The following is a 20,088-nucleotide window of genomic DNA, read 5'->3' on the forward strand; positions in this document are numbered from 1 at the left end:
AGTCATTATTAATGCATATATCTCCCGCCATTGATATCTATTATTGTACCATTGAGATAATCATTTTCAAGCAAGAATATTACTGCATGGGCGATTTCATCAGGCTTGGCTACCCTTCCAAGGGGGGTTAATTTTGAAAGCTCTTTCTTTTTCTCCTCACTGAGAAGCCCAGTATCAACAGGCCCGGGAGCCACACCGTTCACCAATATATTAGGAGCAAGCTGAGAAGCCAGAGCAAAAGTCAACCCGATTAATCCTGCTTTAGATGCGGCATAATGCACTCCAACTGTGCCACCATTTCTTCCTGCTATGGACGCTATATTCACAATCTTTCCATTCTTCATATACTTTGTAACTTCCTGTGTTACAATGAATGCGCCTTTTAGATTTGTATCAAGAACCTCATCCCACTCATTATCATCAATCTCATCAAATTTTGAATGCTTTCCTAGAATTCCTGCATTGTTTATGAGCACATCAATTCTCCCAAATTCATCCATTATTCTTTTAACTCCTTCTCTCACCTCATCTCTTTTTGAAACATCAAATTTTATTGTTATTGCTCTACCTCCAATTTCATCGATCATTTTCTTTGTTTCCTCTGCCTTATCTTCATTTTTTCTGTAATTAATTGCAACGGAATATCCTCTTTTTGCGAGTGCCAAGCTTATAGCCCTGCCAATCCCTCTATCTCCTCCAGTAACCAAAGCAACCCTTTCCATACTCTCACCCATCCTCAATTAATTAAGAGATTCTTAAATTTTTCTCAAAACTTAATTATACACTTTTGTACCACAAATATTTTTATACAAACCCGTATACCCAAACAAGGTGATTTAAATGGGATATATACAGGATAAAGATAAAAAATATCTCAAGGGAGAGTTCGATAAAAATTTGAAAGAAGATGTTTACATCCTCGTGTTTGTGGGGGATAACTGCCAGTACTGCGGTGTGGCGTCTGCCATTGCACAGGAAGTAGCAGAGCTTCATCCAAAGATACATTTTGAAGAGCATAGAATAGGAGATGATCTCTCAGAGGAGTACGGGTTGAAGAACGCCCCCACAGTGGTCATAACGGATAAAGAAAAGTATGGGGGTAGGATAAGATATGTTGGTTTACCCTCAGGATATGAATTCTCCTCAATGATAGAGGATATAATTGATGTCTCAAGAAGAACTGCTGAGGTTTCACAAGAAGTTCTTGAAAAACTTATGAAGATAGACAAGCCTATCATAATTCAGATATTCGTCACGCCAACCTGTCCTTATTGTCCGAGAGCTGTCAGAACATCCCATAGGTTTGCGATACTCAACGAGAATATAACTGGAGAGATGGTTGAAGCAATGGAATTTCCAGAATGGGCTGATAAGTGGAAGGTTATGAGCGTACCCCACATAGTTATTAACGAAGATGTGCAGTTCATAGGCGCATATCCCGATGAGCAGTATATAGAGTATGTTATCCAGGCCTATGAGAAGATGAGGTGAGGACCATGGATTTTGGGTTCGTGCTTCCCACAGGTTCTAGGGAAAGCAAAGATGTGGACCTTGCAATAATTGGGGGAGGCCCAGCAGGTCTTAGTGCAGGAATATACGCAAAAAGAGCAGGATTGGAGGCAATAATCATAGACAAGGGCAACGCAGGAGGTTTGGCAGAGGAAGCACCCTATGTAGAGAATTATCTTGGATATAAAGGTATAAAAGGAGAGGAACTAGTTAAAGAGTTTAAGGAGCATGCTATGGATTATGTTGAGATATCTGAGAGGAATGAGGTTAAGGAGATAACAAAAGAGGGGGATATTTTCATAATCAACGCTGAAAAGGGAGAGTATAAAGCTAAAGCGATAATATTCGCCACTGGCACAACCCACAAGACACTTGGAGTTCCAGGAGAGAAGGAGTTATTTGGAAAGGGCGTATCTTATTGTGTTACCTGCGATGGTTATTTCTATAGGGGAAAGAAAGTAGCTGTTATAGGCGGCGGTAATTCCGGAGCCATCGCTGCAATTTACCTAAAAGACATAGGTGTTGAGCCTGTAGTACTTGAATATATGCCAAAATTCATGTGTGAGAAGGCCTACGAGAATATCATAAAGGACAGAAAGATTCCCTACTATACCAATGTGCAAGTAACATCCATCGAGGGAAAAGATAAGGTTGAGAAGGTAGTATACAAAGATAGAGCCACAGGAGAGATAAATGAAATCCAAGTTGATGGAGTTTTTATCTATGTAGGTTTAATTCCAATAAGTGATCTCGCCAAGAAACTTGGAGTAAAAACGGATGAAAGGGGATATATAAATGTTGATTTAAAGATGAGAACGAATGTTCCTAGGATATATGCCGCAGGGGATGTGACCGGCTATGCAGGGCAGATAATAATCGCCGCTGGTCAGGGAGCAATGGCTGCCCTGAGTGCTTATGAAGATTTAATGCTCCATTAATTTTTATTTTTACAAAAAATAATTGCGATAAATTTATATACAGGGTGCATAATATTGGATTGGTGATATTCTGTGACTGAAGAGGTAACCAGGGTTCCTCTGCCAGATCGAAACAAAGGCGAGATGTTTGCAATAGTTGATAAAATATTAGGCGGTTCTAGAATGATTGTAATGTGTGCAGATGGCAAATCTCGCATGGCGAGAATACCTGGCAAGATAAAGAGAAGAATGTGGATAAAGGAAGGGGATCTTGTAATAATTAGGCCTTGGGAGTTTCAGGATGAGAAAGCTGATGTTATTTATCGTTACACGAGAACTCAGGCAAGCCATTTAAGTAAGAGTAACAAGCTTCCTGAGCTTCTGGATGTGTTCGGGAAATGAAAAAAGATATGGAAGAATACCTTTATGAAAAAATCGTACCTTATAGAGAGGAGAAGAGAAAGAAAGGTATGGAGGATAGAAAGACCTATGCTGGTGTGTTTGATAATAGAACACTTCTAGCATTTTACAAACTTCTCAAAAGAGGTACCATAAAAGAGGTTGAATTTCCCATATCCACAGGGAAAGAGGGAGATGTTTTTCGTGGAATTGGAAAGAATGGATATGTGGCAATTAAAGTGTATAGGATTACAACTGCCAATTACAAAGGGCTTTCAAAATTCATAGATGGAGATGATAGATTTGCGCATATACACAAAACCAAGGATACCATTATATTTGTTTGGGCTCAAAAAGAATTTAGAAATTTGAGAGATTTTAGAAAATATGGAGTAAATGTTCCAGAGCCTATAGACAGGTGGAAAAATATCATAGTTATGAATTATATAGGCAATGAAAATATGGCCGCACCTCTTATGAAGGATGTTATGGAAAGCCTTAAGAAGGATATGGCATACGAGATTATTGAAGAGATGAAAAAAATGCATAAGGCGAAGTTGGTACATGGGGATTTAAGCGAGTACAACATACTTGTATGGGAGGGCAAGCCATACATAATAGATGTGGCGCAAGCTGTACCTTTGGATCATCCCCTTGCAGATGAGCTTATGCTGAGAGATTTAAAGAATATGGTTAGGGTATTTAAGAAGTTAGGGGTGGATATCAGTCCAAAGGATCTAGCCAAGGAGATTGGGGTGATATGAATGATGTATGTTAAGATTCCAAAATCAAGGGTTGGTGCTCTCATAGGAAAGCATGGAGAAGTCAAGAAGAAAGTGGAAGAAATATCGGGAGTGAAAATGGATATAAACTCAAATGATGGAGATGTTGTTATTGACGAATCCTCAGGGGATCCCTTGATGGCCTTAAAAGTGAGAGATTTTGTTATGGCAGTAGGTCGTGGGTTCTCCCCAGAGCGGGCTTGGAGGATATTCAATGAAGATGTCTACTTTGAAGTTATAGACATAAAAGAATTCACAGGAAAGAGAGAAAATAGAATAAGGGTATTGAGAGGAAGAATTATAGGAAAGAATGGAAAAACTAGGAGGATAATAGAGGAGATGAGCGGCGCTTCCATATCCGTCTATGGCTACACTGTTGCAATAATTGGAGATTACACTCAAATGGAAATCGCTAAGAAAGCTGTAGAGATGCTTCTCCGGGGAAGTAAACATGCAACAATATATCACTTCTTAGAGAAGAAGAGAAGGGAGAACAAGTACAGGGCTCTGGATTATTACTACATCCAGTGATTTTATGGACATAAATACATTCCTTTTCTCTCTTATTCTACTGATTTTTCTGGGTCGTGCACTGGGTCTTCTCTTTGTGAAATACAAATTTCAGAGTTTAATAGGAGAGGTTATGGGGGGTATAATTTTAAGTCCCCTTGCATTGGGATTGATTGTTCCAAGTGATATCCTGCGTCTCTTTGCCCAGTTTGGAATAATAATGATTATGCTTCTCTCTGGCCTTCTAACTGATTTCAAAGCATTCAGCGAGCATAAGTACAAAAGTACATTAATTGGAGTGCTTGGTGTAAGTGTATCAATGACTTTGATATCATCAATTCTCTTAATGCTTGGAATAAGCCTCGAAGCGTCTCTTTTTATAGGTGTTATTCTCTCTAATACGGCAGTGGAAGTATGTGCAAATATACTGATGAAGAGCAAATCTTCCAAGGAGATCCAAGCGATAATTATGGGCGCAAGTTTTGTGGATGATATAGTTGCCGTTTTTCTAATAGGCGTTGTTGGCTCTATAACCCTAGGCAATAATATAACTATTCTATCGCTCTTAATTCTATCCATAGGTGTTGCACTATTTATCCTAATATTTCTCTGGATTGTACCTTACTTCCTAGAAAAATACTCTGTCATAGACAAACTGATTGGAAGCGGCCCTAAAAGAGAGAAGGTTCTGCTTACTTTCACCATTCTTTTTGCTTTACTGTTAGGTCTTGTAGCACAATATGTAGGCCTGCAAGCGGTTATAGGAGCCTATATTGGAGGATTGATTATAGGAAAATGGGGGACCAAAGTAGGTCCAATGTTGAGAAGAAGGGTGGCTTATGAAGATCTTGTAGATGATTTAGAACCCTTTTCTCACGCTCTTTTCACACCCATTTTCTTCGGGTATGTCGGTCTAACACTTGGAGAAGTGTTATCAAAATTTGGTATGACCTTTGAAATGGGTATTCTCGTTTTTCTCCTAACTCTTGGAGCTCTTGCCGGAAAATTTATTGGGTGCGGCTTAGGGGCTAGATTGTCGCACCTTGACAAAAAACAATCAGGATTTATTGGAATAGCTATGGGCGGTAGAGGTGCTTTAGAATTGGTTCTTCTTTCGATTGGATATGAAAAAGGTATCATAAACGGTCCATTATTTGCCTCGGTTGTTCTCGTTACTCTCCTAACTGTAATAATAACTCCCATTCTTCTCTCGTTGTATGAAAAGAGAATCATGGCTTCCCCCTAGACTCTCCAAAATACAAGGTAGAGGCAATGATATGCGCTACCCTTAATGGCTCAGGAATTGCGCCTCTAACCGTGAAAGCATTTATCACTCTCTCCGCCTCGCTCCTTTCAATACCCACAATTTGTGCATAAACCTCATATTTTCCATTTTGAACTTTCTCAATCTTATACTTTTTAATTAATTTCATCCTAACTTCCCAATCTTCAAAATGCTTTTTTAAAGCATCTTCTATTGTTTTCAAATCTGGCATTTTTCGTGAAACAACTATTATTGGAATACCATACTCTTTCCAAACTCTTTCTAGGTCCAAAACATTGAAACCGCCAAATGTTATACCTTGAGTGAATATAACCTTTATCTGCCTTCCATACTTAGACGAGAGCATATCAAGAAGTGCATCTGTGACATCCATCCCATCAACTTCAATTTCTCGCAGAAGCATACCTTCAATATAATTTGGATATCTCATAACTATTCCAACGAGATTAGAGCTACCGGGGATATGTGGCGCAAAATAAGAATCGTCTATACCCAAGGCACGAATGTATTTTTTCATAACAATGGCAAATTACCAGTTACCTTATTAACTATTTCCTCAGGCCCGGGTCCTATGCCCAAGCATGTCACCGTGCCAGGAGGTACCTCAGTAAGTCCAGCATCTCTAATTATTGCCGTTGGCAAGCCCAAATTCTTTGCTTTAAATTCGAGCTCATATAGAGTTTTCAAATCTTTAACCTTGACTACAACCTTCTTCTGACCCTCTTTGAGCCATCCATCAAGCCACGGATTTTTCTGCCTTTTAGCTTTAAGAGTGCACTCAACAGCCGCATGAGCCACTTGAACTGCAAGCTTTCCGCATGAGAGTTGCAAATCATCCCTAACAACCATTACCATCTTATACCTCATTCACAACACCTTTCAATCTCTCTATCCTATCATCCATTTCTCTTATCTCCTCAAGAATTTCCCTTCTCTTCTCTTCATAATAATCCCTTCTTCTTGGGTTGAGCCTTATCATTCTCTCCACTTCTTCTAATTCTTTTATCTTTCTCTTTCTCTCTTTTAAAAGTTCGTCAAGCATTATTAACCTATCATACTTATCATTTTCCTCTAATCCAAACAATTTTCGGAGGGTAGGATAGCCACCTCTGTAAAATCCAACTATGAAGAATATACCTGTGAGATTTATCAATGCAAACCATATATATTTCCCATAAAAAAGAGAAGTATAGCCCAAAATGTAGCCCGTGAGAATTGCAATGACTATGCTCATCCCCATACCTAAACCGATGCGATACAACTGGTCATATTCCAAATCCAACTCACCTTTCTTTGGAAAAAGCATGTTTATGAATGTATAACCTGGAAGAAAGAATAGCATGAGTACAGCACCAATCACTTGCAATACATTCATCAAGCCAAAATTGTGGGATAATATTTAAAATTTCACAAAGTTTTAAAAGGATGTGCCAATATTGCATTGTGAAAGTTGTGATTTTAGATGGCTATGTTGACGAGCCCTCAGTGCTTGGAGTGCCACCCTATATTTCTCCCTACATCCGTGAGCTTGCAGGAGTTTGCAAAGAGTTGGAAGTAGAATGTGAATATAAGAGCATCGATATGTGGAGAAAAGGGGAGAGAATAGAGGGAGATATTCTTGTTCTTCTTGGTGGAGCAATAGTTCCAGGCAAGTATCTTCGCACATACCCTGCATCATTGAGGGAGATTCGTGAAATTCTATCTTCCTTTAAAGGATTAAAAATATTTGGTGGCGCAATTGCAAAATTTGAAAAGCCCAATGTGCCTGCAGATTATCTTGCATTGGGAGATGTAGATGCTTTACTCTATGATATTCTAACCGAGAATTTCACACATCACAGATTACATAATTTGAATAAGTGGAACCGCTGGTTAAAGCTTGGGACTTACATTGTAAAAGAGCATCCAGATTACCCTGAGCCATTGATAGTGGAGATAGAGACATTTCGTGGCTGTTCAAGGTACTTAAGCGGAGGATGCTCATTTTGCGTGGAGCCCCTGTATGGAAAGCCTATGTTTAGAGAGATAGACGATATTGTGGAGGAGGTAAGAATCTTGAGCAATCTTGGAGTTAGAAATTTTAGAATTGGGGGGCAAACTTGTATTTATTCTTACAAAGCCTACGGCGTTGGAAAGCAGGAGATCCCACAGCCGAATATCCATGCTTTAGAAGATTTATTTTCAAAATTGAATAAGATTCCTCATAGAGTTTTGCATGTGGACAATGCTAACCCTGCCGTGCTCGCCTCATATCCAGAGGAGGCAAGAAAGATAACAGAGATTCTTGTCAAATACACCACACCTGGAAATGTTGTTGCCTTTGGTATGGAAAGTGCAGATCCCGCGGTAATAAAGGCCAATAATCTTAACTCCACTCCTGAAATGGTGATGAATGCAATAAGGATCATTAATGAAATAGGAGCAGTACGAGGAGAGAACGGTATGCCAAAACTTCTTCCAGGGCTAAATTTCATATGCGGTTTATGGGGTGAGAGCAAGGATACCTACGCTATGAATCTCAAATTCTTAAAAGAGGTTCTCGCCAAGGGTTATCTTTTGAGGAGGATAAACATAAGGCAGGTAGCCTCAGTGCGCAATAAATTCAAATTGAAATACAGGCATGAATGTTGGAAGTTCAGGAGAGAAGTTAGGGAGAAAATAGAGAAGATTATGCTCAAAAGAATAGTGCCAATGGGCACGGTTCTAAAAGATGTTTATTTGGAAATTCACAGAGGAAATTACACATTTGGAAGACAACCTGGGTCTTATCCTCTTGTCGTAGTTTTGCCTTATTTTTCAGAGGTGGGAAAATATGTGAATGTTAAAGTAGTTGGTTATGGAGAGAGAAGCTTGACAGCTTTAGAGTACCCGCTCAATGTTAATTCCGCATCATTCTCCACTCTAAAATCCATACCAGGCATGGGAGAGAAAAAAGCTGCCGAAATAATAAGAAAAAGGCCATTTAAAAATATGAAATCCCTGCAAGAAATCTTTCCAGATGCAGAAAAATATTTCACCTTGTGAAATCGTTACTTTTATATAGAAGAACTATCTTACCGAGTTTGAGGTGATAAAGATGATGGGAGGTCAAGTACCTATACTTGTGCTCAAAGAGGGCACTGAAAGAGAGACAGGCAGAGATGCGCAAAGGAAGAATATTGAGGTCGCAAAGGCAATAGCAGATGCAGTGCGCACAACCCTAGGACCAAAGGGAATGGACAAGATGCTTGTGGACAGCTTGGGAGACATAGTTATTACAAATGATGGTGCCACCATACTAAAAGAGATTGATGTTGCTCATCCAGTGGGCAAGATGATGGTTGAAGTTGCAAAAGTTCAAGATACTGAAGTAGGTGATGGCACAACAAGTGCTGTAGTTCTCGCTGGTGAATTGCTCCATAAGGCAGAAGAGCTTTTAGAGCAGAATGTGCATCCCACCATAATAACCAATGGTTATAGGCTTGCAGCAGAGAAGGCCCTTGAGCTTCTTCCAGAACTCGGAATAAAGGTGGATAGCGATGAGCTTCTTAAAGACATAGCAATGACAGCGATGACCGGTAAGAATGTGGCAGAAGCAAAGGAGTATCTTGCAGATATAGCAGTTAAGGCCATAAAGGCAATTGCAGAAGAGAAGGATGGCAAGACAGTGGTTAATGTGGATAATGTAAAGGTCGAAAAGAAGCAGGGAGGAGGAATAAAAGATACAGAGCTAATTGATGGAATAATACTTGATAAAGAAAAAGTTCATCCCCGTATGCCCAAACTCGTTAAAGAGGCAAAAATAGCCCTCATAAACACGGGATTTGAAGTTAAGAAGACTGAGATAAGTGCAAAGATTGAGATTACAGATCCAACACAGATTCAGGCATTTTTAGACGAGGAACAGAAGGAAATAAAGAAGATGGTAGACAAAATCAAAGAAGTTGGTGCTAATGTAGTATTCTGCCAGAAGGCAATTGATGATATTGCTCAGCACTATATGGCTAAATATGGAATATACGCAGTTCGCCGTGTGAAGAAGAGCGATATGAGCAAGCTTGCAAAGGCAACTGGTGCAAAGATAATAACCAACCTGGATGATTTGACCCCTGAGGACCTTGGTTATGCAGAAGTAGTTGAAGAGAGAAAAATTGGAGATGACAATATGACCTTTGTGCGCGGCTGCAAGAATCCAAAGGCAGTGAGCATACTGATACGTGGCGGTACAGAGCATGTTGTAGATGAGGCAGAGCGTGCCTTACACGATGCTCTAAAGGTAGTAGGTGTTGCTTTAGAGGATGGGTATGCTGTTGCTGGTGGCGGTGCAACGGATATAGAACTTGCGTTGAAACTTAGAGAATATGCGCCAAGCGTTGGGGGCAGAGAGCAGCTTGCAATCGAAGCATTTGCAGACGCTCTGGAGATCATACCTCGCACCCTAGCAGAGAATGCTGGTCTTGATGCAATAGACATAATAATGAAACTCAAAGCAGAGCATCAGGCAGGAAAGAAGCATGCAGGCATAGATGTCTTTGATGGCAGAATCGTGGATATGGTTGAGAAGAAAGTGATAGAACCCATGCGCGTCAAAAAGCAGGCAATTGAAAGTGCTACCGAAGTTGCAACAATGATACTGCGCATTGATGATGTAATCGCTGCCAAGAAAAGCGAGGGACCTAAGGGTGGCCAGGGTGGACCTGGCGGAATGCCCGGTGGAATGGGCGGCATGGGCGGAATGCCTGGCATGATGTAAATTCTTTTCCCTTATTTTTATTCTATAATTTCTGGGAATTGGCTTATATCTTTTACAAATGTATACGAATCCCTTAATTCTGCCCTCTCTTTTATAAATCTAAGTATGAACATTCCACAATTAGACCCTATTAGATTCTCCTTAGTATCACCTATTGATATGATCACATCATACCCCATTCTCTTAAGTGTATCTACAAATTTTCTGTGCTTAACAGGTAAGCCATTTCTCAGATCTATATCGTTGGAAATATGATTAATCTTCGCACTTACTGTGGGATTACCAGGTGTAATCTTTATTAAGAAATATTCAGGAGAGAAGAAATTCATTATTATTTCGGGATCTGCTTCGTTTTCCTTGGCAAGTGCGAAGTTTAGAGTTATTTTTAGGCTCCCTTCATCGTAAAATTTACGACCATAATCGGATATTCTCTTAAAATCCCATTTTCTTATGGGAATTATCTCATCCCTCTGCTTTGTGTTTGTAGTGTGAATGGAAAATTGAAGCTGAAATTTTTCAGGATATTTCTCTTTCTTTATTTTAAGCAACCTCTCAAAAAAAGAATCTACACCCACTGGTGCAATCGTAGATAATGATGGAAAGAAATTATCATACTTGTCTCCCAAATTTTCTATTACATCCAATACAGCAGGATTGAAACTTGGCTCACCCATCCGAGCAAATTGAATTTTAAATTTTTTAGTTTTGGGCTTCTCTTCAAATCTTTTCTTTATTGGGTATTCTATTTGTTCCATAATCTCTTTGAAATCTAACTTACCTTTGTAAAAGAATCCTGCATCACACATCTTGCATCCTACAGGACATCCATTTAACGAAGATACTATTAAAACCCATTTTTCTCCAATATCTCCTGTAGGTGTTGATTCTACAAACTCAATTATATTCCCTTTGTATGTTTTTCCAATATATACTTTGGCTATGGACTCGTCACCAATTTCCCTCAAAATTTCCATATCGCATCATCCTCCATATCTTCATCCCTGTCTTCACGCCATCTGCTATAGCTAATGATGTTTGACGATATACACCATTCTTAGCATCACCTATTATAAACATCCTCGAGCTCGCAATATCTTCAACTATTTCAACATTTGGAATTCTGCCTATGGCTCCTAAAATCTCATCAAACTCTATTTTTCCAATGGAAGTATGTGCTATGTGGTTTTTTATGCTCTTGATTTCTCCCTTCACTACAGTTATTCCTCTCTCAATCACCTCATCTACCAAAATTGGCAAAGCTTTTATAGTGCTCCTGTATAGAATAGTGATATCTTTGCACATTTTTCTTGCACTTAAAGCGTAATCAAACGCAATATCTCCTCCCCCTATGATTAACAGTTTATCACAAGGATTTATTTCTGTGATGTGATACTTTATACCCTCAAATGGTAATTTCTTAGGCCGTGTTCCTGTAGCTATTACCAAATATTCAAATTCATATCTTCCTTTTTCCGTTACAATTACAAAATTTTTGGTCATCTTCACTTTTTTTACCTCTTCATAAATGATATCTATATCATACTTTTTCACATAATCCTCCAAGATTTTAACAAACATCTTGCCTGATATTCCTTCTGGAAACAGCATAGTGTTTTCGATTCTATGAGCATTCTCCACTAAACCACCTATCTTGTCCTTTTCAAATATTAGTGAGTTTATTTTGTATCTTTTGAGTTGCACTGCTGTACTTATACCTGCAGGTCCTGCACCTACTATGGCTACTTTTGAACTAACCATTCTAATAACCTCTCTATTGATATAACAACACCGAATCCATGGGATATGCTTCTCAAAGTGCATTCATGCAATTCTTCATTTTGAGTTATAGTTCCATCAATCGGAAAAATTACATTAAACCCTCTATTAAAAGCATCTCGCGCAGTGGTTTCACAGCAAAGATGTGTCATCACTCCTGTGATAATTAAAGTTTCAACACCTTTATTCTTGAGATGCTCTTCAAGCTCAGTTTTAAGAAAAGCATTATATGTATTTTTCTCAATAATTTTATTACCATATTTTCTTATTTCTTCTAAAATTGCAGTGGAGGTATCATCACATTTCATTTCATCGTTCCACCATTTTGATAGTATATTACCTTCATGGCAATGTTTTGTTAGAATAATCTCAATACCTTTATTTTTTGCAAACTCATAAAGCCTTTTTATTCTATTCAAAAACTCAGGTGATGATGGAAGATAAGCTTTTCCTAGGGGATTTAAAAAATAACCTTGCATATCAATACCCAGTATGGCAACTTTCCCCTGAATTTTTCTGAGTTTTTCGAATCTAAAATACCTCTTTTCCATTAAAGATACAAAAGCTGAAGTTAGGTACCTAGAGCGATACATAGGTGGACATGAATGTAAAATTTAATAATTTACTTTCCCGCTCAATTTTTATATTCCCGATATATTTACCATATATGCTTCTCATAAAGAATGCCTCACAGCTTTTAACCCTTGCTGGAGGAATAAAAAAAGAAGATTATGAATTAGGCATAATAGAAAATGGTGCAGTACTAATAGAGGGAGAAAAAATAGTTGAAATTGGCAGTACTAAAGAACTAAAGGGGAGTGCAGATAAGGAAATAGATGCATCTAGTAAGGTGGTTATGCCGGGATTCGTGGATCCGCATACACATCTTGTATTTTCTGGCACAAGGGAGAATGAACTATACATGAAATTACAGGGTAAAACATACCTTGAAATCTTAAAAATGGGTGGAGGGATTTTAAGGACGGTTAGAGCCACAAGGAACGCCAGCAAGGAAGCGTTAATCAAAGAAAGTATGAGAAGATTAGATTATATGTTGGTGAATGGAACCACTACTGCCGAGGCAAAGAGTGGGTATGGACTGAATTATGAGGATGAAAGAAAAATCTTAGAGGTCATAAATGATATTAAGCATCCGATAGATCTCGTACCTACATTCCTAGGAGCACACGCTTTGCCACCAGAGTTCAAGAAAAGTGGAGAGCACATAGAGTATATGAAAAAAATAATTCCAAAAATTGCGCCTCTTGCAAAATTCATAGACATATTTTGCGAAAAAGGGGTATTTAATTGTGAAGAATCAAAGGAATATCTTGATGAGGGAAAGAAATACGGGCTTGTACCGAAAATTCATGCTGATGAAATTGAGGACATCGGGTGCACTAAAGTTGCTGTAGAAGTGGGTGCAATCTCCGCTGACCATCTTGTAAAAACAAGTGACGAGAATATAGAGCTTATGGCCAAGAAGGGTATAATTGCTGTTTTCCTCCCCGCCACACCTTATATGCTCTTAAGTAAGGAATACGCTAGAGCCAGGAAATTCATTGAGATGGGCATTCCAGTTGCGTTAGCTACGGATTTAAATCCAAATGCATATACAGAGAGCATGCAGATGGTTATTTCCCTGGCAATAACCCAAATGCATATGCTACCAGAAGAGGCAATTGCCGCTAGCACCATAAACGCTGCTGCTGCCATAGGCATGAAGGATAAAATAGGTTCTTTGGAAAAGGGAAAACAAGCAGATTTGATAATTTTAGATGCTAAAAATTATCAGCAAATTGGATATCATTTCGGTGTGAATCTTGTTGAAAAGGTGATTAAAAAGGGGAAATTGGTGTGGAGCAGGGGAAATGTACTTCATTAGAGAATTCAAAGAGGAGGATCTTTACGAAGTACTCAACATAGCAAATGAATCTTTAACAGAGAGCTATGCTCCTGAACTTTTCTTGGACATTCATCGTCTCTGGCCGAGAGGATTTTTAGTTGCAGTTGCCAGGGACATCATAGGATTTATTGCAGGAAGCAAGCAAAACAGAGAGGCAAGAATCCTTCTTCTTGCAGTAAAAGGCATATATAGAGGAAAAGGCATTGGAAGTGCATTGATGAGAAGATTTATGAGTTTATCCAAGTCTGAAGGTATATTATCCGTGAGATTAGAAGTGAGAACTACAAATTTTAAAGCTATAGAATTTTACAAAAAGTTCGGGTTTAACATAATTTCCTATGTCCCAAATTATTACACAAATGGAGATGCTGCTTATATAATGTGGAGAGAGATATAAAAAATTTTAGAATACATTAACCTCTCCATTCACAAGCATCTCTGTTATCTTGTGTATATTCGCTAGCCATTCATCTGCAATATTTCTGAACTCTTCATTGTATCTTGCTATATTAACTCCTTCAGCCGGTATAACCTGTATACTTGCAACCTGTGGCTCATCAACTGGCTTTCCTATCTGAGAAACTATGCGCACATGCACCTCTTTTACATCTCCTTCTGCCGCTTTTGCCACATCCTCTGCAATCTTAAAGGCGAGTATGTTATAGAGTTTGCCCACATGCGTAACTGGATTCTTGCCTGCGGAAGCTTCCATACTCATGGGTCTGTAAGGTGTGATTAATCCATTTACTCTGTTTCCTCTTCCCACGCTTCCATCATCACCGTTCTCCATACTCAACCCTGTAACTGTGAGATAGAATACTCCCTCATTCACAAGGTCTCCTGTATTTATGAAGAAATTAACCTCCTTATCAGTGAATTTTGCAGCGTAGTCAGTTAGCAAATCTCGTAGTTCATCCTTCACATTCAAATAATGGTCCTTATCCGGAGTATGCTTTCCAACGAATGCTGCTGCTACAGTAATATTTATCTTATCTTTATTCCTAAAACCCATTACCTTTATATCCTCGCCGATCTCTGGCAATTTATCTTTAAGAGGACCATTTATATATCTCTCCGTTTCATACACGACCTTCTCCAAATCACTCATAGGTGCATAGCCAACGCCAAAGGATGTATCATTTGCAAGATACTTTTGTGTGTCATATAGACCTCTCAAATCAACAGAGCCCTGGCCAATCATACAGTCAATGATCACATCTTCCTCTATATCCAAGTGTCTATAATGCTTCTTTAGAAAATCGGCAGCAGCTCTCTTTGCTATTGTCCTGTAGGGAATTCTCTCACCATTAACGGTTGTAGTAGCTCTACCAGATAGAAGAATGTAAACAGGCTCTAAAACTTGGCCGCCTCCAAATTTTGGCTTAGCTTGCCCACCCACAATTTCCATTTGATCTGTATTGTGATGCAAGATTCTTCCATAATGCTCCAAATAGTATTTAGATAAAGCCCTGCTCACACTTTCTGCAATACCATCAGCCACACTGTCAGGATGCCCTATTCCCTTTCTCTCAACAATCTCCACATCTCTCTCTTCCACAGGTGTGGCAATGATGTCCTCAACTACTATGTTTCTTGTCATAAATCTGAGTATCTTTAATGATACTAAAAATTTTTTGTAGTTAATAGAGCTACATTTTGAAAATTAGCATTGCATCTCCAAAACTGTAAAATCTATATTTTTTCTCTATTGCAATGCGATATGCTTTCATAATCCTCTCATATCCACCAAAAGCTGTTACGAGGAGAATCAAAGAGGACCTTGGCACATGAAAATTTGTGATTAGAGCATCTATGCCCGATTGAAATTTGTAGCCAGGATATATGAAAATGATTGTATAGCCACGCGAGGGGTATATAATTCCATTTTTTGATGAACTCTCCAATGCACGGGTAACTGTTGTGCCAACCGCAAATAATCTTCCTTCTCTCTCGTTTATAAGTTTAGCCACTTCCTCCCCAACAATGTAATACTCCTCATCTACCCTATGCTCCCTTATGTCCTCCGTTTTTACAGGCTTGAATGTACCATAGCTAACATGCAGGGTTATATACCCTATTTTCACCCCTTTTTTCTCAATTTCTTTAAGCAACTGCGGAGTGAAATGCAATCCAGCTGTGGGAGCTGCGACTGCGCCCTCTCTTCTTGCAAAAACTGTTTGATATTTTTCCTCAGCATCAGTAGGAGGATTTTTTATGTATGGAGGTAAAGGAACCTCGCCTCTTCTTCGTGCGAGATCCATAATATCTCCACTGAACTCTATATCACAAATCCCCTCATTTTTCTCTCTAACCACTCCTTTTATATCCTCAAATATTAGAACAGAGCCGGGATGTATTTTCTTACCTTTAACCAAGCATCTGTAATAATTCTCACCCAATTTCTCTAAAATTAGAATTTCAACCTTACCCCCTGTGTCTTTTATTCCCCGAATTCTCGCCTTTATTACCTTTGTGTCGTTCAAAATTAAAACATCTCCCTTATCCATATACTCTGGCAAATTATAGAAATAGCGATGCTCTATGCCTTTACGAAGAACCATTAATCTAGCGTGGTCTCTTGGCTCCACAGGCTCTTGAGCGATTAGCTCCTCAGGCAATTCAAAGTCGTAATTTCTGAGCGAATACATCGTGCCTACATTTCGCACCACTTAAATTAATTTTTGGAACAATTTTAAATAATTTCTCACCCTTTTATTTCTGTGAAGAAAGAAGTGCTTAGGGCCCTTACAGAGAAATACGGGAAGAGATATTCGGATTTGTTTCATATAAATTTGAGAGAAGAGCCGTTTAAATGGTTTCTCCTAGCCACTCTTTTTGGAGCAAGGATAAGCGAGAATATTGCCCTTCGCACCTACAAAATGTTTGAAACATACAATGTCGCTTCTCCTGAGCGTATTATTGAGGAGGGCTGGGATTCCTTGGTTGCAATTCTTGATTCTGGGGGCTATACTAGATACGATTTCAAAACAGCAGATAAGCTTTTAGAGCTTGCAAGGAATTTGAGCAAGGAAAATTTGAATGAAATACATAGAAATGCCAAAGATTTTAAAGATCTCGTATTAAGATTGAAATCACTGGCAAAGGGAATAGGAGACACCACTGTGGGCATATTTTTGAGAGAGATAATAGGAATTTGGGATAAAGCAAGGCCCTATCCCACGCCCCTTGCAAGATTAGCCGCTAAGAATCTGGGCATTGGAGATGTTGAAGATTATTGGAAAGAGAATTTAGAAGATTTAGACTATGCAAAATTTGAGTCAATGCTAGCTAAGATAGGAAAATTATGCAGGCGAGGAAAATGCTCTCATTGCCCTGCTAGAGAGATTTGCGAAAATAGGTTTAGCAAAGGTGTTAAATAGAATGATTTGGATAAGTATCCTATGAAAATAGGAAAATTATCTGCCGTGCTTACTTTGATTATAATCGCAGTCATTATAGGTGCATTTGTATTTCAAGTGCTTATTGCTCCAAAGGAGAATTATATTTCTACTCCAAATATAAACTTGCAACCGCAGAACCTCAATTTAAGTTGGAATGATAGAGGGGTGAATGAGGAGAATCTAAGAAATGTTGCCCTTGCATCTGGTAATTTTGGATTAGCTCTCTTCTCCCAAATATTTAATGTGAGCAATAACACTGTGATTTCGCCCCTTAGCATTTGGCTCGCATTAGCGATGCTCTATGAAGGAGCAAGGGGAAACACCGCGGAAGAAATGAGAAATGTGATGTATCTTCCGAGGAATAGGACAATATTGGAGGAAAATATACATTGGTTTCTTGAGAATTTTGAAAATCACACAGAAAATTATACACTAAGCATTGCAAACGCGCTATGGGCTCAAGAAGGTTTGGATATAAATAAGGACTATGTGCAAATTCTACAAGATTATTACAATGCTTATTTTCAATACTTGAATTTTAGAAATGCAGAAAAAGCCAGGAACATAATAAATTCTTGGGTCGAGAATTACACAAATGGAAAGATAAAGAATCTACTTCCTCAGGGAAGCATAACCCCAGAAACTATTGCCGTGTTAACCAATGCCATCTATTTCCGTGCCATCTGGAGGTACATATTCAGGGAGTGGGAAATAAGTTCAGGGTCCTTTTACACATCCAAGGGTAAGGTTACAGTGGATATGATGCATATGTACCAGAATCTCCGATATACAGAGGATAAGGATGCTCAGATTTTAGAGCTACCATACAGAAACTGTAGTCTATCTATGCTCATTGTGCTACCAAAGCATGGGGCTTTAAATATTAACATTGATAAGATTATAGCTTGGAGGCAGAGCTTGAAATATGTAGATGCAAATCTCTCACTACCTAAATTTGAGCTTCATGCAAACTACAAACTTAAGAAACCCCTAGAAAGGATGGGTCTAAAGAGCGTGTTTACCTCTTCTGCAGATTTAACTGGTATTTTCCCATACAGAGGAATATATGCAGAAGATGTTTATCACAAGACCTATATTTCTGTTAATGAGAATGGCACTGAAGCGGCTGCTGCAACTGCAATTCCTCAGTCATCAGCGGCTTCGCCTTTTCCTATGAAAAGAGTAGATTTCAATGCCAATCACCCATTCTTCTTCACAATTCAAGATAGAGAAACGGGAGCCATATTCTTTATGGGCTGGGTAGCAAATCCAATAGTTGAATAAAAAATTAATAAGGCATAACGCGATGTTCACCTATGAGCATGGTGGATATAAGCGAGAAAAAGAATGTACTTCGCATAGCTAAGGCAAAGGGAACGCTCGTGCTAAAGAGTACAACGGTTGATGCCATAAAAAGAGGAGAGATAAAAAAGGGAGATGTTTTTGAAACTGCCAAGGTTGCAGGAATGCTGGCTGTGAAAAACACGCCCAGAATAATCCCTCATTGCCACCCAATTCCTGTGGAGTTTATAGATTTCAATTTCAGAGTTTATGGAAACAGAATTGATGTAGAATGCGAGGTTAAGGCGCATTATAAAACGGGCGTGGAGATGGAAGCTTTAACAGGAGTGAGTGTTGCCTTGCTCACAATTTGGGATATGGTAAAATACTTAGAGAAGGATGAGAATGGGCAGTACCCAATGACCCAAATTCTCGGTATAGAAGTTGTTGAGAAAAGAAAGGAGGAATAAAGATGGGAGTAAAGGAGCATAAAAAACATAATTACACATTGAAAATAGGCGTTATAACTGTGAGTTCCACAAGAACCAAAGATACGGATGAATCCGGAAAGATAATTATGGAAGCCATAGAGAAAAATGGACACAAAATTTGCGGCTATGATGTTGTTAAAGATTTAAAATTAGACATTCTACGGGGATTATTCCATTTATTACAAAACTGTGATGTAGTTATCCTTAATGGTGGCACGGGGATAAGCTCCAGGGATGTGACTGCAGAAACAATAAAAGCAATTTTAGACAAGGAGCTTGTGGGCTTTGGCGAAATTTTCAGGCTAAAGAGCTATGAGGAGATAGGCACAGCAGCCATGATGTCCCGCGCTATTGGTGGAGTATGCTGTGAAAAATTAATATTCTCAATTCCAGGCTCGAAGGGGGCAGCAAAAACTGGATGTGATGTGATATTCAGCGAGATAAATCATATGTGGTACGAGCTTAACAAGGAGAAAAAATGAGAAAAATTTGGCTAATTTTGGCAAGCATACCTTTAATTCTAACTCCATTTACAGGATTTACTTGGTGGAACTTCTCAATCTTCTCTCTTCTTATCTTTTTTCGTTCAAAAATTGAGAGATGGTACGAGGGAATTGCCTTACCTTCTTGGGCAAAATTTATACTTTTCTTTATCATCTTCGGATACATAACTGAGATTTTTGCAATAATAGATAATATGCCAAAGCCACCTACTGAGCGTGCTTTATTCAGTCCATATCCCCTTACGGATCTATATCTTGCGTTTGGATACTATCTTGCTTTTGCCATAGTTTGGTATATTATCTTGAGAACTTTCAAATTCAAATACTGGGAAGTATTCATAATAGGTGGCTCATTTGGAATTCTATTCGAGCAAAGTGGGAAAATTCTTCTATCATTCAACTTCCTTGCTTGGCTCTATGTATTCTTAGTCTACGGCTCTTTCCAAGCCAGCGTGCCTGCTATAGCCGAGAATAACTTGGGAAAAAGAGACATTTCAACATATAAAAAGATAATAATAGGAATAATTGCAGAAATTCTGGCATTTATACTTGCAGTGGCCCTTCTCTGGATTTTAGAATTACCAATAAAATAAAAA

At 38.7% G+C, this 20,088-nt stretch carries 24 protein-coding genes; 15 read left to right on the forward strand and 9 right to left on the reverse strand.

Annotated elements, in window-relative coordinates; genetic code table 11:
* Positions 1–8: 8 nt before the first annotated feature.
* Positions 9–722: an SDR family NAD(P)-dependent oxidoreductase gene (locus ABOO_RS06445; RefSeq protein WP_012997382.1), complete on the reverse strand. Its 714-nt coding sequence runs from the start codon at positions 720–722 to the stop codon at positions 9–11.
* A gap of 118 nt (positions 723–840) precedes the next feature.
* Here ABOO_RS06445 and pdo point away from each other — a divergent pair, with 118 nt between their 5' ends.
* The 6 genes from pdo to ABOO_RS06475 all read left to right on the forward strand — a co-directional run bounded on the left by pdo (position 841) and on the right by ABOO_RS06475 (position 5,363).
* Positions 841–1,491 carry a protein disulfide oxidoreductase gene (gene pdo, locus ABOO_RS06450; RefSeq protein WP_008083077.1) on the forward strand — a complete coding sequence of 217 codons (651 nt, stop codon included), beginning with the start codon at positions 841–843 and terminating at the stop codon, positions 1,489–1,491.
* Positions 1,492–1,496: 5 nt separating this feature from the next.
* On the forward strand, positions 1,497–2,447 hold the full coding sequence (locus ABOO_RS06455) for an NAD(P)/FAD-dependent oxidoreductase (RefSeq protein ID WP_008083958.1): 951 nt from the start codon (positions 1,497–1,499) through the stop codon (positions 2,445–2,447).
* A gap of 72 nt (positions 2,448–2,519) precedes the next feature.
* Positions 2,520–2,828: a translation initiation factor eIF-1A gene (gene eif1A / locus ABOO_RS06460; protein ID WP_008082797.1), complete on the forward strand. Its 309-nt coding sequence runs from the start codon at positions 2,520–2,522 to the stop codon at positions 2,826–2,828.
* The gene (locus ABOO_RS06465; protein WP_008083938.1) at positions 2,825–3,589 is read left to right on the forward strand and encodes a serine protein kinase RIO; all 765 of its coding nucleotides are present in this window, start codon (positions 2,825–2,827) and stop codon (positions 3,587–3,589) included. The genes eif1A and ABOO_RS06465 overlap by 4 nt, the downstream gene beginning before the upstream one ends.
* Entirely contained in the window at positions 3,590–4,138 is a 549-nt protein-coding gene (locus tag ABOO_RS06470) for a KH domain-containing protein (RefSeq protein ID WP_012997383.1), read from the forward strand.
* A gap of 4 nt (positions 4,139–4,142) precedes the next feature.
* Positions 4,143–5,363 carry a cation:proton antiporter gene (locus tag ABOO_RS06475; protein WP_008083770.1) on the forward strand — a complete coding sequence of 407 codons (1,221 nt, stop codon included), beginning with the start codon at positions 4,143–4,145 and terminating at the stop codon, positions 5,361–5,363.
* Here ABOO_RS06475 and ABOO_RS06480 read toward each other — a convergent pair.
* From ABOO_RS06480 to ABOO_RS06490, 3 genes are read right to left on the reverse strand one after another with little or no spacing between them, the layout of a single operon-like run.
* Positions 5,347–5,919, reverse strand: coding sequence for an endonuclease dU (locus tag ABOO_RS06480; protein WP_008083971.1), 573 nt, complete (start codon positions 5,917–5,919; stop codon positions 5,347–5,349). The two genes, ABOO_RS06475 and ABOO_RS06480, sit on opposite strands and share 17 nt — an antisense overlap.
* A complete protein-coding gene (pth2, locus tag ABOO_RS06485; RefSeq protein WP_187287727.1) occupies positions 5,916–6,269 on the reverse strand; it encodes a peptidyl-tRNA hydrolase Pth2 in 354 nt (117 codons plus the stop codon). Before pth2 ends, ABOO_RS06480 begins: the two co-directional genes overlap by 4 nt.
* Positions 6,259–6,777, reverse strand: a complete 519-nt coding sequence (locus ABOO_RS06490) for a DUF1616 domain-containing protein (RefSeq protein ID WP_008083750.1) — start codon at positions 6,775–6,777, stop codon at positions 6,259–6,261. The genes pth2 and ABOO_RS06490 overlap by 11 nt, the downstream gene beginning before the upstream one ends.
* A 50-nt stretch (positions 6,778–6,827) precedes the next feature.
* On the opposite strand from ABOO_RS06490, the gene ABOO_RS06495 reads away from it, so the two are divergent.
* Both ABOO_RS06495 and thsB read left to right on the forward strand, forming a co-directional pair.
* Entirely contained in the window at positions 6,828–8,426 is a 1,599-nt protein-coding gene (locus ABOO_RS06495; RefSeq protein ID WP_012997384.1) for a radical SAM protein, read from the forward strand.
* A 52-nt stretch (positions 8,427–8,478) separates the two neighbouring features.
* Positions 8,479–10,134: a thermosome subunit beta gene (gene thsB, locus ABOO_RS06500; protein ID WP_008083936.1), complete on the forward strand. Its 1,656-nt coding sequence runs from the start codon at positions 8,479–8,481 to the stop codon at positions 10,132–10,134.
* A gap of 17 nt (positions 10,135–10,151) precedes the next feature.
* Here thsB and ABOO_RS06505 read toward each other — a convergent pair whose 3' ends face one another.
* The 3 genes from ABOO_RS06505 to ABOO_RS06515 are packed head-to-tail and all read right to left on the reverse strand — an operon-like array spanning position 10,152 to position 12,503.
* A complete protein-coding gene (locus tag ABOO_RS06505; RefSeq protein ID WP_008083806.1) occupies positions 10,152–11,108 on the reverse strand; it encodes a hypothetical protein in 957 nt (318 codons plus the stop codon).
* Complete coding sequence (locus ABOO_RS06510; protein ID WP_008083846.1) at positions 11,083–11,892, reverse strand: NAD(P)/FAD-dependent oxidoreductase; 810 nt, start codon at positions 11,890–11,892, stop codon at positions 11,083–11,085. Before ABOO_RS06510 ends, ABOO_RS06505 begins: the two co-directional genes overlap by 26 nt.
* Entirely contained in the window at positions 11,874–12,503 is a 630-nt protein-coding gene (locus ABOO_RS06515) for an isochorismatase family protein (protein ID WP_012997385.1), read from the reverse strand. The genes ABOO_RS06510 and ABOO_RS06515 overlap by 19 nt, the downstream gene beginning before the upstream one ends.
* 74 nt (positions 12,504–12,577) lie before the next feature.
* On the opposite strand from ABOO_RS06515, the gene hutI reads away from it, so the two are divergent.
* The gene (gene hutI, locus ABOO_RS06520; protein ID WP_048103029.1) at positions 12,578–13,795 is read left to right on the forward strand and encodes an imidazolonepropionase; all 1,218 of its coding nucleotides are present in this window, start codon (positions 12,578–12,580) and stop codon (positions 13,793–13,795) included.
* Positions 13,782–14,213: a ribosomal protein S18-alanine N-acetyltransferase gene (gene rimI / locus ABOO_RS06525; RefSeq protein ID WP_008082787.1), complete on the forward strand. Its 432-nt coding sequence runs from the start codon at positions 13,782–13,784 to the stop codon at positions 14,211–14,213. Before hutI ends, rimI begins: the two co-directional genes overlap by 14 nt.
* 6 nt (positions 14,214–14,219) lie before the next feature.
* On the opposite strand, the gene ABOO_RS06530 is transcribed toward rimI, so the two are convergent.
* Positions 14,220–15,416, reverse strand: coding sequence for a methionine adenosyltransferase (locus tag ABOO_RS06530; protein ID WP_008083816.1), 1,197 nt, complete (start codon positions 15,414–15,416; stop codon positions 14,220–14,222).
* A 49-nt stretch (positions 15,417–15,465) separates the two neighbouring features.
* On the reverse strand, positions 15,466–16,464 hold the full coding sequence (gene queA / locus ABOO_RS06535; RefSeq protein WP_008083824.1) for a tRNA preQ1(34) S-adenosylmethionine ribosyltransferase-isomerase QueA: 999 nt from the start codon (positions 16,462–16,464) through the stop codon (positions 15,466–15,468).
* 72 nt (positions 16,465–16,536) lie between these two features.
* Here queA and ABOO_RS06540 point away from each other — a divergent pair, with 72 nt between their 5' ends.
* From ABOO_RS06540 to ABOO_RS06560, 5 genes are read left to right on the forward strand one after another with little or no spacing between them, the layout of a single operon-like run.
* Positions 16,537–17,196 (forward strand): hypothetical protein, encoded by a 660-nt coding sequence (locus ABOO_RS06540; protein WP_008083907.1) that lies wholly within the window; start codon positions 16,537–16,539, stop codon positions 17,194–17,196.
* A gap of 21 nt (positions 17,197–17,217) precedes the next feature.
* Complete coding sequence (locus ABOO_RS06545) at positions 17,218–18,501, forward strand: serpin family protein (RefSeq protein WP_008083973.1); 1,284 nt, start codon at positions 17,218–17,220, stop codon at positions 18,499–18,501.
* 32 nt (positions 18,502–18,533) lie between these two features.
* Positions 18,534–18,968 (forward strand): cyclic pyranopterin monophosphate synthase MoaC, encoded by a 435-nt coding sequence (gene moaC, locus ABOO_RS06550; protein WP_012997387.1) that lies wholly within the window; start codon positions 18,534–18,536, stop codon positions 18,966–18,968.
* A gap of 2 nt (positions 18,969–18,970) precedes the next feature.
* Complete coding sequence (locus ABOO_RS06555; RefSeq protein WP_008083768.1) at positions 18,971–19,471, forward strand: MogA/MoaB family molybdenum cofactor biosynthesis protein; 501 nt, start codon at positions 18,971–18,973, stop codon at positions 19,469–19,471.
* Positions 19,468–20,085: a hypothetical protein gene (locus ABOO_RS06560; RefSeq protein WP_008083809.1), complete on the forward strand. Its 618-nt coding sequence runs from the start codon at positions 19,468–19,470 to the stop codon at positions 20,083–20,085. The genes ABOO_RS06555 and ABOO_RS06560 overlap by 4 nt, the downstream gene beginning before the upstream one ends.
* Positions 20,086–20,088: the final 3 nt, after the last annotated feature.

The organism is Aciduliprofundum boonei T469 (genome assembly GCF_000025665.1).
Classification (GTDB): Archaea; Thermoplasmatota; Thermoplasmata; order Thermoplasmatales; family Aciduliprofundaceae; genus Aciduliprofundum; species Aciduliprofundum boonei.